This is a genomic window from Streptomyces sp. BoleA5 (assembly GCF_000373665.1).
Taxonomy (GTDB): Bacteria; Actinomycetota; Actinomycetes; order Streptomycetales; family Streptomycetaceae; genus Actinacidiphila.
Map to the genome: position 1 here is coordinate 123,351 of NZ_KB892146.1, position 15,957 is coordinate 139,307.

Annotated in this window: 15 protein-coding genes; 10 read left to right on the forward strand and 5 right to left on the reverse strand. The window is 72.4% G+C overall.

The window, feature by feature from the left end; genetic code table 11:
• Positions 1-34: 34 nt before the first annotated feature.
• Positions 35-1,258 (reverse strand): MFS transporter, encoded by a 1,224-nt coding sequence (locus B085_RS0136225; RefSeq protein ID WP_018563492.1) that lies wholly within the window; start codon positions 1,256-1,258, stop codon positions 35-37.
• A 94-nt stretch (positions 1,259-1,352) separates the two neighbouring features.
• On the opposite strand from B085_RS0136225, the gene B085_RS0136230 reads away from it, so the two are divergent.
• Positions 1,353-2,327, forward strand: coding sequence for an ArsR/SmtB family transcription factor (locus B085_RS0136230; RefSeq protein ID WP_026251810.1), 975 nt, complete (start codon positions 1,353-1,355; stop codon positions 2,325-2,327).
• A 36-nt stretch (positions 2,328-2,363) separates the two neighbouring features.
• Here the strand turns inward: B085_RS0136230 and B085_RS0136235 are convergent, their stop codons facing one another.
• Complete coding sequence (locus tag B085_RS0136235; RefSeq protein ID WP_018563494.1) at positions 2,364-2,657, reverse strand: MTH1187 family thiamine-binding protein; 294 nt, start codon at positions 2,655-2,657, stop codon at positions 2,364-2,366.
• A complete protein-coding gene (locus B085_RS0136240) occupies positions 2,654-3,007 on the reverse strand; it encodes a DUF3817 domain-containing protein (RefSeq protein ID WP_018563495.1) in 354 nt (117 codons plus the stop codon). The genes B085_RS0136235 and B085_RS0136240 overlap by 4 nt, the downstream gene beginning before the upstream one ends.
• A 317-nt stretch (positions 3,008-3,324) precedes the next feature.
• Here B085_RS0136240 and B085_RS0136245 point away from each other — a divergent pair, with 317 nt between their 5' ends.
• From B085_RS0136245 to B085_RS0136260, 4 genes are all read left to right on the forward strand, one after another.
• On the forward strand, positions 3,325-3,963 hold the full coding sequence (locus B085_RS0136245; RefSeq protein WP_026251811.1) for an AIM24 family protein: 639 nt from the start codon (positions 3,325-3,327) through the stop codon (positions 3,961-3,963).
• Positions 3,963-4,613 (forward strand): AIM24 family protein, encoded by a 651-nt coding sequence (locus tag B085_RS0136250; RefSeq protein WP_018563497.1) that lies wholly within the window; start codon positions 3,963-3,965, stop codon positions 4,611-4,613. The genes B085_RS0136245 and B085_RS0136250 overlap by 1 nt, the downstream gene beginning before the upstream one ends.
• Positions 4,610-5,386, forward strand: coding sequence for an AIM24 family protein (locus B085_RS0136255; RefSeq protein WP_018563498.1), 777 nt, complete (start codon positions 4,610-4,612; stop codon positions 5,384-5,386). The genes B085_RS0136250 and B085_RS0136255 overlap by 4 nt, the downstream gene beginning before the upstream one ends.
• Before the next feature lie 65 nt (positions 5,387-5,451).
• A complete protein-coding gene (locus B085_RS0136260; RefSeq protein WP_018563499.1) occupies positions 5,452-5,928 on the forward strand; it encodes a MarR family winged helix-turn-helix transcriptional regulator in 477 nt (158 codons plus the stop codon).
• A 49-nt stretch (positions 5,929-5,977) separates the two neighbouring features.
• On the opposite strand, the gene meaB is transcribed toward B085_RS0136260, so the two are convergent.
• The gene (meaB, locus tag B085_RS0136265; protein ID WP_018563500.1) at positions 5,978-6,934 is read right to left on the reverse strand and encodes a methylmalonyl Co-A mutase-associated GTPase MeaB; all 957 of its coding nucleotides are present in this window, start codon (positions 6,932-6,934) and stop codon (positions 5,978-5,980) included.
• Between the two features lie 193 nt (positions 6,935-7,127).
• The gene (locus B085_RS0136270; protein ID WP_018563501.1) at positions 7,128-8,303 is read right to left on the reverse strand and encodes an acetyl-CoA C-acetyltransferase; all 1,176 of its coding nucleotides are present in this window, start codon (positions 8,301-8,303) and stop codon (positions 7,128-7,130) included.
• A 172-nt stretch (positions 8,304-8,475) separates the two neighbouring features.
• On the opposite strand from B085_RS0136270, the gene mce reads away from it, so the two are divergent.
• The 5 genes from mce to B085_RS0136295 all read left to right on the forward strand — a co-directional run bounded on the left by mce (position 8,476) and on the right by B085_RS0136295 (position 15,911).
• On the forward strand, positions 8,476-8,904 hold the full coding sequence (gene mce, locus B085_RS0136275; protein ID WP_018563502.1) for a methylmalonyl-CoA epimerase: 429 nt from the start codon (positions 8,476-8,478) through the stop codon (positions 8,902-8,904).
• 178 nt (positions 8,905-9,082) lie between these two features.
• Positions 9,083-12,979: a polarized growth protein Scy gene (gene scy / locus B085_RS0136280; RefSeq protein WP_018563503.1), complete on the forward strand. Its 3,897-nt coding sequence runs from the start codon at positions 9,083-9,085 to the stop codon at positions 12,977-12,979.
• A 103-nt stretch (positions 12,980-13,082) separates the two neighbouring features.
• Complete coding sequence (locus B085_RS0136285; RefSeq protein WP_018563504.1) at positions 13,083-14,015, forward strand: cellulose-binding protein; 933 nt, start codon at positions 13,083-13,085, stop codon at positions 14,013-14,015.
• A 131-nt stretch (positions 14,016-14,146) separates the two neighbouring features.
• The gene (locus B085_RS0136290; protein ID WP_018563505.1) at positions 14,147-15,133 is read left to right on the forward strand and encodes an ABC transporter ATP-binding protein; all 987 of its coding nucleotides are present in this window, start codon (positions 14,147-14,149) and stop codon (positions 15,131-15,133) included.
• Between the two features lies 1 nt (position 15,134).
• A complete protein-coding gene (locus B085_RS0136295; protein WP_018563506.1) occupies positions 15,135-15,911 on the forward strand; it encodes an ABC transporter permease in 777 nt (258 codons plus the stop codon).
• Positions 15,912-15,957: the final 46 nt, after the last annotated feature.

Genomic DNA, 15,957 nt, shown 5'->3' on the forward strand with positions numbered 1-15,957 from the left:
GCGGCACCACGGGCACCTTCTCCGCCCGGCCCGCTCAGACACCGCCTGCGGCAGTCCTGCGCACCCGCCCGAGCACCGCCAGCACGCACACCGTCCCCGCACCGGCCGCGCCGGCCGCCACCACGTGAGGCGCCACGAACTCCGCCGCCGCACCCGCCACCGCCATCCCCAGCCCCTGGATCGTCATCAGCCCCGCCGACTGCAACGTCATCGCCCGCCCCCGCAACGCCTCCGGGACCGCCGCCACGAACCACTGGTCGAGCCCGAGGGTGTACGCGGCCGTCAGGCCCGTGACGAACATCGCGGCGACGGCCAGCGGCAGCGAGGGGCGCAGGGCGAACAGGGCGTACGGCAGGAGCGAGCACGCGGCGAGCGGGACGGCCAGCCGGGCCCGGGCGGCCGGCGGCAGGAAGGCGCCCGCGAGGAGTTCGCCGAGGACGGTGCCGACGGGCATCGCCGCCATGAAGAGGCCGAGGCCCGGGGTGCCCGCGCCGATGGAGTCGGTGTAGGGGGCCGCGAGCGCCTCGGGGAACACCACGAAGAACGGCTGGATCCAGCAGAGCAGCAGCAGGTACCGCACCCGGGGGTCCCGCATCAGGCGGCCGGTGCCGCCCGCGGAACGCGCCGCGCCGGCGCCGCGAGCCGGACGCCGTGCGGTGCCGAGGCGCAGCAGCACCGCGGAACCGAGGAAGGCCGCCGCGGTGATCGCCAGCGCGGCCCGGGGCGGGAGGACGACCAGCAGGAACCCGCCGACGCCGAAACCCACGATCTGCGCGCCCTGCGCGACCATACGGATCAGGGACCGGCCCAGCACAAAGGTGTCGCCCGGCAGGATGTCGGCCAGGCTCGCGGCCCGGGTGCCGGTGAACACCGGCGCGATCATCGCCATCACGCAGCGCAGGCCCAGCAGGACCGCGATCGGCGTCCCGGGCAGCACCATCCCGGTCGCGCACAGTGCGCACAGCAGGTCGCAGACGACGAGCACCCGGCGCGGCGGGAAGCGGTCGGCGATCCCGCCGAGCAGGGTGCCGCTCAGCGCGTACGGCACGAAGCCGAGCGCGAAGGTGAGCGCGGTCAGCAACGGCGACCCGGTGAGCCGGAACACCAGCACGGACAGCGCGATCTCGGCGACCACGGTGCCCTGGAGCGACAGCACGTGCGCCGCGAAGACGGCCCGGAACTCCCGTACGGCGAAGACCGCGCGGTAGCCGCGCCCGGCGGCCGGGCCGGCCGCGGTGGAGTCGGTGTTCAGCGTCATGGGCGCAGCCTGGCGGCCGGGAGGGGGCACGGCGTAGTGTTTCGGCTCCAGCCGAAAGTAATGAGTCCCACCCCAGATGAGCGGAGGGCGTGCCGTGCCGTTCCGCATGCGCTTCGGACCCGACGACCTGCTGCGCTGCCGGTTCGCGGTCTCCCCGCTGTGGGAGACCGAGGGCGCGGTCCGCACCCTGAAGGAGCCGGGGCTGCAGGCCTACCACATGCCCTGGCTGCGGCAGACCCGTGAGGCGGCCCGGGCGCTGGACCTGACCCCGCTGTGGCTGCTGATGCCCCGCCCCGGTCACAGCCCGGACTTCCTCTGCCCGCCGCCGCTGGGCCCGTCGGCGGCCATCGAGGACGAACTCGCCCGGGTGCGTGCCACCGACCCGGAGGTCGCCCGGCAGGACCTGGCGCGTTCGCTCGCGGACACCCCCGGCGCCGCCGCCACTCCTCAGGGCCGCGCGATGCTGGCCGATCCGGCGCGCGCGGTACGGGAACTGGCGGACCTGTACGAGCGGGCCTGGCAGGCGCTGGTCGCCCCGTACTGGCCCCGGCTGCGGGCCGTACTGGAGGCGGATATCGCCTTCCGCGCGCGCCGGCTCGCGGACGGCGGGCTGAGCGGGCTCTTCGCCGACCTCCACCCGTCGCTGAGCTGGGCCGACGACACCCTCACGCTGCACAAGCCGACGGAGCACGACCGTGATTTGGGCGGCGAGGGCCTGGTCCTGGCGCCCAGCGTCTTCGTGTGGCCGGACATCGCGGCGGGCTTCGACCCGCCCTGGCAGGGCACCGTCGTCTATCCGGCCCGCGGCATCGGCGGGCTGTGGCAGGCGCCGCAGGCCGCCTCCGAAGCCCTGGTGCGGCTGCTCGGCGCCAACCGCGCCGCCATCCTCGGCGGGCTGGGCGAGCCCGCGACCACGACCGCGCTCGCCCACCGGCACGGCCTCGCGCTGTCGTCCGTGTCGGCGCACCTGGCGGTCCTGCGGGACGCGGGCCTGCTCACCTCACGCCGCTACGGCCACCAGGTGCTGTACGAACGCACCCCGTTGGGCGGCGCGCTGGCCGGCGACTGACCGCCGGTGCGCGGTACCCCGCGGGGGGCCGGACGCCTACTGCGCGAGGTTCCGCTCGACGGTCTCCACCTTGGAGGTGAGCCCGTCGGTGACGCCGGGCCGGATGTCGGCCTTGAGGACCACCGAGACGCGCGGCGCCCGGGCCTCGACCGCGGCCACGGCGCGCTTGACGACGTCCATGACCTCGTCCCACTCACCTTCGATGGAGGTGAACATCGCGTCGGTGCGGTGGGGCAGGCCCGACTCGCGCACCACGCGGACCGCGTCGGCCACGTACGCACCGACCTCCTCGCCGACGCCGAGCGGGGTGACGGAGAAGGCGACGATCATGCCTCGACCACGCCTTCCTTGAGCTCCTTGCGCGCCCGGGCGGCGATGACACTGTCCTCGGCCTCGCGGCGCAGCCTGCGCTCGGCGAAGAAGCCGCCGGTGGGGAGCACGGAGAACACGAAGTAGAGCGCGGCGCGGCCGAACGGCCACTTGGCGCGGTTCCAGGCGTCCAGCCAGAACACGACGTAGAGGACGAAGAGGATGCCGTGGATCATCCCCATCACCGGGACCGCGTTGAAGTCCGTGGTGCGCTTGAGCACCGAGCAGATCAGCAGGAGCAGGAAGGAGACCCCTTCCGGGGCGGAGACCAGGCGGAGCCGGTTGAGTGCGGAGGCGGTCTTGGTGTCCACGGGACCTCACTATCGGGACAGGGACTGCGGCGGGCGCCGGGGCCGGCGATCGGATTGTTTGTGAATGCGATCACAAACGCTCCGCCCATTATGACCCGGCTCCCGGACCGCCCCTCCCCCGGGGTCGCGGGGCGCCGGTGAACCGCCGGCGCGCGGACGGCGTCCCCCTCCACGACACGCGACGAGCGGCCCCTGAAGGAGGAGGAAGCGGGATGGACGTTCCACCCGGGGCGGCGGGAGCGCCGCGCGAAGCCGGTGCACATCATGTGACGAGGACCCTGGTGACGGGTTCCTCCCGGACGGATACGGTCTGACCCGTGGCTCAGTTTCGATTGCAGGGCAGCAAGGTGCTCGCCGTGGACATGGCCGGCGACGCCGTGAAGGCGAAGAACGGCTCGATGGTCGCGTACGACGGCCAGATGAGCTTCAAGAAGATGTCCGGGGGCGGCGAGGGTCTGCGCGGCATGGTGACCCGACGGCTGACCGGCGAGTCCATGGAGGTCATGGAGGTACGAGGGCAGGGCACCTGCTACTTCGCCGACCGCGCGAGCGAGATCAACCTCGTGCGGCTGAACGGCGAGAAGCTCTACGTCGAGGCCAGCAATCTGCTCGCCACCGAGGCGACGCTGCGGACCGGGACCACCTTCACCGGGCTGCGCGGCGCCTCGCAGGGCAACGGCCTGTTCACCACCACGGTGGAGGGCGCCGGCCAGGCCGCGATCACCTCCGACGGCCCGGCGGTGGTGCTCCGCGTCACCCCCGGGATGCCGCTGCAGGTGGACCCGGGCGCGTACGTGGCGCACACCGGCAACCTCCAGCAGCACTTCCAGGCGGGCATCGGCTGGCGGACGGTGATCGGCGAGTCGGGCGGCGAGTCCTTCCAGATCCGCTTCGAGGGCGACGGCCTGGTGTACGTGCAGCCGAGCGAGCGCAACACCATCGGGGGGCAGATCTGATGCCGTTCACCCGCATCAACTCCAAGATGGTCGAGGCCCAGGTGCTGCCGGGCCAGCGGCTGTTCAGCCAGCGCGGCGCGATGCTGGCCTACCGGGGGAACGTGAGCTTCACCCCGAACCTGCAGGGCGGCCAGGGCGGCATCGGCTCCATGATCGGCCGCCGGCTGGCCAACGAGGCGACCCCGCTGATGACCGTCGAGGGCCACGGCTCGGTGATGTTCGGCCACGGCGGCCACCACGTGCACTGCGTGGACCTGGGCGGCGACACCCTGTACGTCGAGGCGGACCGGCTGCTGGCCTTCGACGGCTCGCTGCGGCAGGGCACGATGTTCATGGGATCCCAGGGCGGCGTCATGGGCGTCATCCGCGGCCAGGTCACCGGCCAGGGGCTGTTCACCACCACCCTGCAGGGGCACGGCGCCGTCGCGGTGATGGCGCACGGCGGTGTCATCGAGCTGCCGATCACCCCGCAGCGCCCGGTGCACGTCGACCCCCAGGCGTATGTCGCCCACCGCGGCGACGTGCGCAACAAGCTGTCCACCGCGCTCGGCTGGCGCGACATGGTGGGCCGCGGCTCCGGCGAGGCGTTCCAGCTGGAGCTGTCGGGTCAGGGCACGGTCTACGTCCAGGCGAGTGAGGAGAAGCTGTGAGCACCGGACCGGTCGTCCACGACCCGTACACCCTGCCGGTCGACGACAACGTCAACCCGTACGCCTTCAGCGTCGACCTGAAGGGCCAGTGGTTCCTGCAGAAGGGGAAGATGATCGCCTACTACGGGCAGATCAGCTTCCACGGCATCGGCCACGGTGCCCTCGACGGGCTGATCCGCAGCAACTTCCACTCCCCGCTGCACGCCGCGGACTGGGTGGTCGCCGAGGGCCAGGGCAAGATGATCCTCGCCGACCGGGCGTTCGACGTGAACTCCTTCGACCTGGAGGACGGCAACCTGACCATCCGGTCGGGCAACCTGCTGGCCTTCCAGCCGGGCCTGTCGCTCAAGCAGTCGATCATCCCCGGTTTCCTCACCCTGATCGGCACGGGGAAGTTCGTGGCGGCCTCCAACGGCGCCGTGCACTTCGTCGAGCCGCCGGTCCGCGTCGACCCGCAGGCCCTGGTGGGATGGGCGGACTGCCCCTCCCCCTGCCACCATTACGACCACGGGTACATGCGCGGCGTCCTGGGCGGGCTGCGGGCGCTGACCGGCGTCGGCGGCACCTCGGGCGAGGAGCACCAGTTCGAGTTCGTGGGCGCGGGGCAGGTGCTGCTCCAGTCGAGCGAGGTGCTCATGCCCGAGCAGGCGACGGGCGCGGTCCCGCACGAGGCCGGTGTCCCCGGCGGCGGAACGGGCACCCCGGGTGCGCCCCAGGGCGTGCCGAGGCTCCCCGGACAGCTCGGGGACCTGCAGCGCCGCTTCGGTCTGTGAACCTACCGACACGTACCGGGACCCCCGAATAATCCGGATTTCAACTTTCTGGGTATAATTCCATCATGGAGACAGAGACCGGCACCCTTTGGCTGACCGCCGACGAGCAGCGCACCTGGCGCATCCACCTGGAGGTCAGCAAGCTGCTGACGCACCAGCTCGAACGGGATCTGCAGCCGTTCGGTCTGACCTACAACGACTACGAGATCCTGGTGAACCTCTCGGAGTCGAGCGAGCACCGCATGCGGATGAGTGACCTGGCCCGCGCCACCCTGCAGTCCAAGAGCCGGCTGTCGCACCAGATCAGCCGCATGGAGACCGCGGGCCTGGTCCGCCGCGAGAACTGCGAGTCCGACCGGCGCGGGCTGTTCGCCGTCCTGACCGAGGACGGCTGGGAGACCATGCGCAAGGTCGCCCCGCACCACGTCGCCGCCGTACGGGAGCACTTCATCGACCTGCTCCCCGCCGAGGACCTGGCGGCCCTCCGCAGGGCCCTCAACCCGGTCGCGGACCACCTGCGCGCGGTGCGCGGCAAGGCCTGACCCGCCGCGAGGGCCCGCGCGCGAGGGCGCGGGCCCGAAGGTGCGGGCCTCAGGCCTGCTCGGTGAGGCCCGCGACGAGCTCGTCGGCGGCGGCGTACGGGTCCAGACCTCCGGCGACGATCCGTTCGGCGAGCGCGCCGAGGCGGCGGTCGCCGTGGAGGTCGCCGATGCGCTCGCGCAGCGTGGTGACGGCGATGTGCTCGACCTCCAGGGCCGCGCGGCGCAGCCGGCGCTCCGCGAGCACCCCGTGCTCCTCCATCCACGCGCGGTGCTTCTCCAGGGCCTCGACCACCTCGTCGATGCCCTCGCCGCGGGCGGCGACCGTCTTGACGATCGGTGGGCGCCAGTCGCCCGGCCGGCGGGTCTCGCCCAGGCCCAGCATGTGGTTGAGCTCGCGGGCGGTCGCGTCGGCGCCGTCCCGGTCGGCCTTGTTGACGACGTACACGTCGCCGATCTCCAGGATGCCCGCCTTCGCCGCCTGGATGCCGTCACCCATGCCCGGCGCGAGCAGCACCACGGAGGTGTCGGCCTGGGCGGCGATCTCCACCTCGGACTGGCCGACGCCGACGGTCTCCACCAGGACCACCTCGCAGCCGGCCGCGTCGAGCACGCGGATCGCCTGCGGCGCGGCCCAGGCCAGGCCGCCCAGGTGGCCGCGGGTGGCCATGGAACGGATGTAGACGCCGGGGTCGGACGCGTGGTCGCTCATCCGGACCCGGTCGCCGAGCAGGGCGCCACCGCTGAACGGCGAGGAGGGGTCCACGGCCAGCACCCCGACCCGCCTGCCGGCCCGCCGGTAGGCCGAGACCAGCGCCGACGTCGACGTGGACTTGCCGACGCCGGGCGAGCCGGTCAGCCCGACCACGTACGCGCCACCGGTCAGCGGCGCGAGCGCGGCCATCACCTCGCGCAACTGCGGTGACGCCCCCTCCACCAGTGAGATCAGCCGGGCAACCGCCCTCGGGCGGCCCTGCCGCGCCTGCTCCACCAGGGTGGGGACGTCCATCGCTCCTCATTTCTCGGGCTCGGTTCGCCTCCGGTTCGCCCAGCCGTTGCCGGGGCCCCTCCCAGCGGTAGCTGGGGAAGGTCGACCGTGCTCGCCTGCTCGTTCCTCGCAGACTCAGCGCGCTCTCCCTTTCGGCAACGGCCGCTCCCCTTCGGCTCACTCGCCGTTTGTGCCGTCGCTTGCCGGTATGCGGCTACTTGCCGGGTACGCGGATGATCAGGGCGTCGCCCTGGCCGCCGCCACCGCACAGGGCCGCCGCGCCCACACCGCCGCCGCGGCGCTTGAGCTCCAGGGCCAGGTGCAGGACGATGCGGGCGCCGGACATGCCGATCGGGTGGCCGAGGGCGATCGCACCGCCGTTGACGTTCACCTTTTCAGGTGTCACGCCCAGGTCCTTCATGGACTGCACCGACACCGCCGCGAACGCCTCGTTGATCTCGATCAGGTCCAGGTCCCCGACCGACAGGCCGTCCTTCTTCAGGGCGTGCGCGATGGCGTTGGACGGCTGCGACTGCAGCGAGTTGTCCGGGCCGGCCACGTTGCCGTGGGCGCCGATCTCGGCGATCCACTCCAGGCCCAGCTCCTCGGCCCTGGCCTTGCTCATCACGACCACCGCGGCGGCGCCGTCGGAGATCTGCGAGGAGGTGCCCGCGGTGATCGTGCCGTCCTTGCTGAAGGCCGGGCGCAGTTTGGCGAGCGACTCCGCCGTGGTCTCGGCGCGGATGCCCTCGTCCTTGGCGAACACCACCGGCTCGCCCTTGCGCTGCGGGATCTCCACCGGGGTGATCTCGGCCTCGAACAGGCCGTTCTTCTGCGCGGCGGCCGCCCGCTGGTGGGAGAGCGCGGCGATCTCGTCCTGTTCGGCGCGGCCGATGCCCAGGCGCGTGTTGTGCTTCTCGGTCGACTCGCCCATCGCGATGTCCTCGAAGGCGTCGGTCAGGCCGTCGTGCGCCATGGCGTCCAGCATCTGGACGGCGCCGTACTTGAAGCCCTCGCGGGACTTGGGCAGCAGGTGCGGGGCGTTGGTCATCGACTCCTGGCCGCCGGCCACGACGACGTCGAACTCACCCGCCCGGATCAACTGGTCCGCCAGAGCGATGGCGTCCAGTCCGGACAGGCAGACCTTGTTGATCGTCAGCGCCGGGACGTTCATCGGGATGCCGGCCTTGACCGCGGCCTGGCGGGCGGGGATCTGCCCGGCACCCGCCTGGAGCACCTGACCCATGATCACGTACTGCACCTGGTCGCCGCCGATGCCGGCCCGGTCCAGCGCGGCCTTGATGGCCACGGCGCCGAGTTCGGCCCCGGAGAAGGTGCGCAGCGAGCCGAGGAGCCGGCCCATGGGGGTGCGCGCACCCGCGACGATCACGGACGTTCGTGCCTGGCTGGTCATGACGCGGCCCCTTTGCACAGAGGGAATGTTAACGATGGTTTTCGAGGGTGCTGTCAATGTACTGAGGGGTGGAGCCGGCGGTCACCCGGCAGACGGTGTGATCGCGCGCACGTTGCGTGACCATGGCGACCGGCGGTCCACTGGAGTCATGCTGACGCGAATCGACCACATCGGCATCGCCTGCTTCGACCTCGACAAGACCGTCGAGTTCTACCGTGCCACCTATGGCTTCGAGGTGTTCCACACCGAGGTCAACGAGGAGCAGGGGGTGCGCGAGGCCATGCTCAAGATCAACGAGACCTCCGACGGCGGGGCCTCCTACCTGCAGCTGCTGGAGCCCACCCGCGAGGACTCCACCGTCGCCAAGTGGCTGGCCAAGAACGGCGAGGGGGTGCACCACATCGCCTTCGGCACCGAGGACGTCGACGCGGACGCGGCTTCCGTCCGCGACAAGGGCGTGCGGGTGCTCTACGACAGCCCGCGCAAGGGTTCCATGGGGTCGCGGATCACCTTCCTGCACCCCAAGGACTGCCATGGTGTGCTCACCGAGCTCGTCACCTCGGCCAAGGACCACTGACCGGAGACGACTCGCCCCGGTAGAGTGGCCTGGCGACCCCGGGGTGGGCTGGGGTACCTGCCCGCGCCTCGGCGTGGGATCGGACACAATTCTCCGCAAGGCTCCGCGGTTAACGGGGCCCCGGGGAATCTCACTCGGTTGGCGGGTGGGTACACCAGGAGACGGATGGGACCGCGGAGTGCGGGGCTACGACCGCTACGAGGTTGAGGACGACCACCTCTCGCAGTTCGAGGCCGAGATGGAGCGGCTTCGTAAGGAGCGGGACAAGGTCGTCCAGCATGCCGACGACCTCGGCTACCAGGTCGAGGTGCTGCGCGCCAAGCTGCACGAGGCGCGCCGCAACCTCGCGAGCCGCCCTGCCTACGACAACCTCGGCCACCAGGCCGACCAGTTGCTGCGCAATGCCCAGATCCAGGCCGACCAACTGCGCGCCGACGCGGAGCGGGAGCTGCGCGAGGCCCGCGCAGCCACCCAGCGCCTCCTCCAGGAGCAGGCCGAGCACCAGGCCCGCGTGGAGGCCGAGTGGCACGCCGAGGCCGTCAGCCGGCGCCGCCGGCTCGACGAGGAGCTGGCCGAGCGCCGCACCAACGTCGAGAGCCACGTCAACGAGAACGTGGCCTGGGCCGAGCAGTTGCGGGCCCGCGCCGAGTCGCAGGCCCGCCGGCTCATGGAGGAGACCCGCGCCGAGTCGGAGGCCGCACTGGCCGCCGCACGCGCCGAGGCGCAGCGGATCGCCGAGGGCGCCCGCGACCGGCTGGAGTCCGAGGCCTCGACCGCGCGCGCCGAGGCCGATCAACTGCTGCGCCGGGCCCGCGCGGACGCCGAGCGGCTGCTGAACGCCGCGGCCAGCCAGGCCCAGGAGGCCACCACACAGGCCGAGCAGCTGCGTGCCTCCACCCAGAGCGACACCGACAACGCCCGCACGCAGGCCGGCGAACTCTCCCGCTCCGCCGAGGAGAAGCTGCGCGAGGCACAGGAGAAGCTGCGCGAGGCGCAGAGCGAGGCCGACCGGCTCCGCGAGGAGGCCTCGGCCAACGCCGCCAAGCGGCTGGCCACCGTCGACGCCGACATCGAGCAGCGCACCCGTACGGCCAAGGCCGAGGTGGCCCGGCTGGTCGCCGAGGCGACCAAGGAGGCGGAGGCCGCCAAGGCCGAGGCCGAGCAGATCCTCGCCGACGCCACCAACGAGGCCGAGCGGCTGCGCAGCCAGGCCCAGGAGACCGCCAAGTCCGAGGCGGCCGAGGACGCCGCGGCGGCACTGGCCAAGGCGGCCCGCACCGCCGAGGAGGTGCTCAACAAGGCCACCGAGGACGCCCGTGCCACCACCGGCGCGGCGAGCGAGGAGGCCGAGCGCATCCGCCGCGAGGCGGAGGCCGAGGCGGACCGCCTCCGCAGCCAGGCCGAGGAGTCGGCCGAGGAACTGCTCGGCACCGCCAAGGACGACACCAAGGAGTACCGCGCCAAGACGGTCGAGCTGCAGGAGGAGGCCCGCAGGCTGCGCGGCGAGGCCGAGCAGCTGCGCGCCGAGGCGGTCGCCGAGGGCGAGCGCATCCGCGGCGAGGCGCGGCGCGAGGCGGTGCAGCAGATCGAGGAGGCGGCCCGGTCCGCCGAGGAGCTGCTGACCAAGGCGAAGGCCGATGCCGCGGAGCACCGGCAGAAGGCGACCGCCGACTCCGAGAAGCTCCGCACCGAGGCGATCGAGCGTGCCGGTGGCCTGCGCCGGCAGGCAGACGAACTGCTGGAGCGCGCGCGGGGCGAGGCCGAGCAGGTCCGCGCCGAGGCCGAGCAGCAGGCGGAGCAGGTCAAGGAGGACGCCGAGAGCGCCGGCGTGCTGCTGCGCGAGGAGGCCGAGCGGGCCGCCCAGCGGCTGCGCGACGAGGCCGAGGCCGATCTGGTCCGGCTGCGCGAGGAGGCCGAGCACCGCATCGCCGCGGCCGAGGAGGCGCTGCGCGAGGCCCGCACCGAGGCGGAGCGGCTGCGCCGCGAGACCGCCGAGGAGGCGGCCACGCTGCGCACGGAGGTCGCCGAGCGGGTCCGCGGGCTGCAGGAGCAGGCCGAGCAGGAGACGGTACGGCTGCGGGACGAGGCCGCCGCCGACGCCTCGCAGACCCGGGCCGAGGCCGAGCAGCTCGCCGTACGCCTGCGCGGCGACGCCGCCGCCGAGGCCGAGACGCTGCGCGCCGAGGCCCAGGAGACCGCCGACCGGGTCCGGGCCGAGGCTCAGGAGACCGCCGGACGGCTGCGGGCCGAGGCGGCCGAGGCGCTGTCCGCCGCACAGGAGGAGGCCGTGCGCCGCCGCCGGGAGGCCGAGGAGCTGCTGGCCGCGGCCCGCGGCGAGGCGGAGCAGGAGCGCGCGCAGGCCGGCCGCGAGGGCGAGGAGCTGTTGGCCGCCGCCCGCAAGCGGGTGGAAGAGGCCGGCGCTGAGGCGGAGCGGCTGGTCGCCGAGGCCGAGCGGCACGCGGCCGAGCTGGTCGGCGCGGCCGAGCAGACCGCCCAGCAGGTGCGGGACTCGGTCAACGGCATGCACGAGCAGGCCGAGGAGGAGATCACCGGGCTGCGCTCGGCGGCCGAGCACGCCGCGGAGCGCCTGCGGTCCGAGGCCCAGGAGGCCGCGGACCGACTGCACGCGGACGCCAACGCCGAGCGCGAGCGCGCCACCGAGGACGCCCAGCGGATGCGCCGCGAGGCGCAGGAGGAGGCCGAGGAGGCCCGGCAGCTGGCCGACCGCACGGTCGGCGAGGCGATCGAGGAGGCCGACCGGCTGCGGACGGAGACCCGCGACGAGGCCAACCGGCAGCGGGTGGAGGCCGCGGAGCAGGCCGACCGGCTGCTCACCGAGGCCATCGAGGAGGCCGACCGGCTCCGCGCCGACGCCGCCGCCCGGGCCGAGGAGACCGTGGGCAAGGCGCAGCGCGACGCCGAGCGACTGGGCATCCTCGCCAAGGACGCCCTCGAATCCGCGGAGCGGGACGCCGAGGAGCGCCGGCGCGCGGCCGAGGAGACGCTGGGCAGCGCCGAGGCGGAGGCCCGCCGCATCATGGACGAGGCGCGCGACGAGGCCAACAAGCGCCGCACGGACGCGGCCCAGCAGGCGGACCAGCTGATCACCAAGGCCCGTGCGGAGGCGGAGCGGCTGGGCATCCTCGCCAAGGACGCGCTGCAGTCCGCCGAGCGCGACGCCGAGGCCGCCCGCGCGGAGTCCGACCGGATCCGGGACGAGGCCCGCGAGGACGCCAACAAGCGCCGCGCCGAAGCCGCGGCGCAGGCGGACGAGCTCATCTCGCAGGCCCAGGGTGAGGCCCTCAAGATCGGCACCGCCGCGGAGGAGCAGGCCGACACGATGGTCGGCGCCGCCCGCAAGGAGGCCGACCGGATCGTCGCCGGGGCCACCTCGGAGAGCAACGGCATGGTGGAGCGGGCCCGTACGGACGCCGACACGCTGCTCGAAGAGGCCCGCAGGGACGCCACCGCCATCCGCGAGCGCGCGACGGAGCTGCGGCAGCGCGTCGAGGCCGAGGTCGAGGAGCTGCACCAGCGGGCCCGTACGGAGTCGGCCGCCACCATGAAGTCGGCGGGCGAGCGGGTCGACAAGCTCGTCGAGGCCGCCACGGAGCAGTTGGAGAAGGCCGAGGCCAAGGCCCGCGAGCTGGTCTCGGAGGCCGAGGCCAGGGCCGAGGAGACGCGGTCCAACGCGAGCGCGGAGGCGAGCAAGGTCCGCATCGCCGCGGTGAAGAAGGCGGAGGAGCTGCTCAAGGGGGCCGAGCAGAAGAAGAACGACACGGAGCGCGACGCGGAGCGGGTGCGCAGCGAGGCCCGCGTCGAGGCCGAGCGCATCGTGACCGAGGGCAAGAAGGAGCTCGAGCTGCTCAGCCGGCGCCGTCAGGACATCAATGCGGAGATCACCCGCGTGCAGGATGTCCTCGAGGCACTGGAGTCATTCCAGCAGCCGGCCGACGGGGGGAAGGGCAACGGTCAGAACGCCACACAGAACGGTAAGAACGCGGTCACCGCTGGTGCAACGGTCGGTACGCCCCGGACAGGGAGCAAGCGGTCCGACGATGCGCCACTCGATTGAGCGGACAATGTGCACAGTTACTGGACAGTGACTGTAAGACACGCCGCTTCGGCCCCTAGGATTCCCCCTATCACCCCACCCGGTCTGAATTGACAGGAACCCCATGAGCGACACTTCCTCCCCCTTCGGCTTCGAGCTCGTGCGGCGTGGATACGACCGCGGTCAGGTGGACGACCGCATCACCAAACTCGTCGCCGACCGTGACAGCGCGCTGGCCCGGATCAACGCGCTGGAGAAGCGCATCGAGGAACTCCACCTCGAGACCCAGAACGCGCAGGCCCAGGTCAACGACGCCGAACCGTCCTACGCCGGTCTCGGCGCGCGCGTCGAGAAGATCCTCCGCCTCGCGGAGGAGGAGGCGAAGGACCTGCGCGAGGAGGCCCGCCGCGCCGCCGAGCAGCACCGCGAGCTGGCCGAGTCCGCCGCCACCCAGGTGCGCAACGACGCCGAGTCCTACGCGGCCGAGCGCAAGACGAAGGCCGAGGACGAGGGCGAGCGCATCGTCGAGAAGGCCAAGGGTGAGGCAGGCCAGCTGCGCGCCGACGCGCAGAAGGACGCGCAGGCCAAGCGCGAGGAGGCGGACGCCCTCTTCGAGGAGACCCGCGCCAAGGCGGCCCAGGCCGCGGCCGACTTCGAGACCAACCTGGCCAAGCGCCGCGAACAGTCCGAGCGCGACCTGGCGTCGCGTCAGGCCAAGGCCGAGAAGCGCCTCGCCGAGATCGAGCACCGCGCCGAGCAGCTCCGCCTGGAGGCCGAGAAGCTGCGCACCGACGCCGAGCGCCGCGCCCGCCAGACGGTGGAGACCGCTCAGCGCCAGGCCGAGGACATCGTGGCCGACGCGAACGCCAAGGCGGACCGCATCCGCAGCGAGTCCGAGCGCGAGCTGGCGGCGCTCACCAACCGCCGCGACAGCATCAACGCCCAGCTGACCAACGTCCGCGAGATGCTGGCCACGCTGACCGGTGCGGCGGTCGCCGCGGCCGGCGCCCCCGCCGACGACGAGCCCGTCTCGCGCGGCGTCCCGGCACAGCGCTGACGCTCCGCGGAGCCCGTGGCGCACATCGAGCCCCCCGCCTCCCCGGCCGGGGGCTCGGTCGTGTCCGGGGGCACAAACGGGGGCGCGAATTCCGCGTGCATCGCGCGCCGCGGCCAAATAGTGTATGCGGCATGATCGAGCTGCAGGGGCTGACCAAGCGGTACGGGGACAAGACCGCGGTGGATGACCTCACCTTCACGGTGCGTCCGGGGGTGGTCACCGGCTTCCTCGGCCCCAACGGGGCGGGCAAGTCGACGACGATGCGCATGATGCTGGACCTGGACAATCCGACCAGCGGCAGCATCCGCATCGACGGCAAGCACTATCGCGAGTTGCACGAACCGCTGAAGCACATCGGTGCGTTGCTCGAGGCCAAGGCCATCCACGGTGGTCGCACGGCGTACAACCACCTGCTGTGCCTGGCCCAGTCCAACCGTATCCCGGCCCGCCGGGTCGACGAGGTGCTGGAGATCGTCGGTCTGGCGCCCGTCGCCAAGAAGCGTTCCAAGGGGTTCTCCCTCGGCATGGGACAGCGTCTCGGCATCGCCGCGGCGCTGCTCGGCGACCCCGAGATCCTGATGTTCGACGAACCGGTCAACGGCCTGGACCCGGAGGGCATCCACTGGATCCGCAATCTGATGAAGGGGCTGGCCGCCCAGGGCCGCACGATCTTCGTCTCCAGCCACCTCATGAGCGAGATGGCGCTGACCGCCGAGCACCTGATCGTGATCGGTCGCGGAAAGCTGATGGCGGACACGACGATGGCGGACTTCATCGCCGAGAACTCCCGCTCCTACGTCCGCGTCCGCACCCCGGAGCCGGAGAAGTTCAAGGACGCGCTGGCGGCCGCGTCGATCACCGCGGTGATCGACGACGGGGGCGCCTTCGAGATCGAGGGCGCGGAATCCGCCAAGATCGGTGAACTCGCCGCCCGTAACCAGCTGGTGCTGCACGAGCTCAGCCCCCAGCAGGCCTCCCTGGAGCAGGCGTTCATGCAACTCACCGCCGAGTCGGTGGAGTACCACGCCGGTGGGGCGGCGGCGGAGGCCGGCGAGGCCGCGGCTCCCGCGCCCCAGTGGGGCGCCGCCTGGAACACGAACACCGGAAAGGAAGCCTGACATGGCAGCGACCACCGCTGTTCTGCAGTCGGAGTGGACCAAGGTCAGGACCGTCCGGTCGACCGTGTGGACGCTGGCGTCCGCCGCCGTCCTGACCATCGTCATCAGCGGTCTGTTCTGCCTGCTCTTCCGCACCCAGTGGGACACCATCGAAGAGGGCGCCCGCGCCCAGTTCGACGCCACCGCCCAGAGCCTGTCCGGTCTCTTCCTCGGTCAGCTCGCGCTGATCACCTTCGGCGTGCTGATCATCTCCAGCGAGTACAGCACGGGCATGATCCGGGCCTCGCTCTCGGCGGTGCCGCAGCGCGCGACCTTCTACCTCTCCAAGGTCGCCGTCGCCGCCGGCATCACCTTCGTCCTCGGGGTGATCGTCAGCTTCGTCTCCTTCTTCATCGGCCAGGCCATCCTGGGCGGTGACCTCGACACCTCGATCAGCGATCCGGGGGTCCTGCGCGCGGTCTTCGGAGCCGGCCTCTACATGACACTGATGGTGCTCTTCGCGGTCGGCGTCGCGACGATGCTGCGCAGCCCGCTGGTCTCACTGGGCATCCTCATCCCCTTCTTCTTCCTGATCTCCGGGATCCTCTCGGCCGTACCGGGCGCCAAGGAGGTGGCGCGGTACTTCCCGGACCAGGCAGGCAGCAAGATCATGCGGGCCACGATCGCCCCGGACGACCCCGCCCCCTACAGCGCGTGGGGCGGACTCGGCATCATGGCGCTGTGGGTGATCGTGGCGCTGATCGGCGGCTACGCGCTGCTGAAGAAGCGGGACGCCTGACCGCACCGGGACGATTGGGGCCTCACGGGGCGGGAACCGATCCACC

Coding starts and splice junctions, on each gene's coding strand:
- B085_RS0136225 (WP_018563492.1), bottom strand. CDS start 1,258: ATGACGCTGAACACCGACTCCACCGCGGCCGGCCCGGCCGCCGGGCGC.
- B085_RS0136235 (WP_018563494.1), bottom strand. CDS start 2,657: ATGATCGTCGCCTTCTCCGTCACCCCGCTCGGCGTCGGCGAGGAGGTC.
- B085_RS0136250 (WP_018563497.1), top strand. CDS start 3,963: ATGCCGTTCACCCGCATCAACTCCAAGATGGTCGAGGCCCAGGTGCTG.
- B085_RS0136260 (WP_018563499.1), top strand. CDS start 5,452: ATGGAGACAGAGACCGGCACCCTTTGGCTGACCGCCGACGAGCAGCGC.
- meaB (WP_018563500.1), bottom strand. CDS start 6,934: ATGGACGTCCCCACCCTGGTGGAGCAGGCGCGGCAGGGCCGCCCGAGG.
- mce (WP_018563502.1), top strand. CDS start 8,476: ATGCTGACGCGAATCGACCACATCGGCATCGCCTGCTTCGACCTCGAC.
- B085_RS0136285 (WP_018563504.1), top strand. CDS start 13,083: ATGAGCGACACTTCCTCCCCCTTCGGCTTCGAGCTCGTGCGGCGTGGA.
- B085_RS0136290 (WP_018563505.1), top strand. CDS start 14,147: ATGATCGAGCTGCAGGGGCTGACCAAGCGGTACGGGGACAAGACCGCG.
- B085_RS0136295 (WP_018563506.1), top strand. CDS start 15,135: ATGGCAGCGACCACCGCTGTTCTGCAGTCGGAGTGGACCAAGGTCAGG.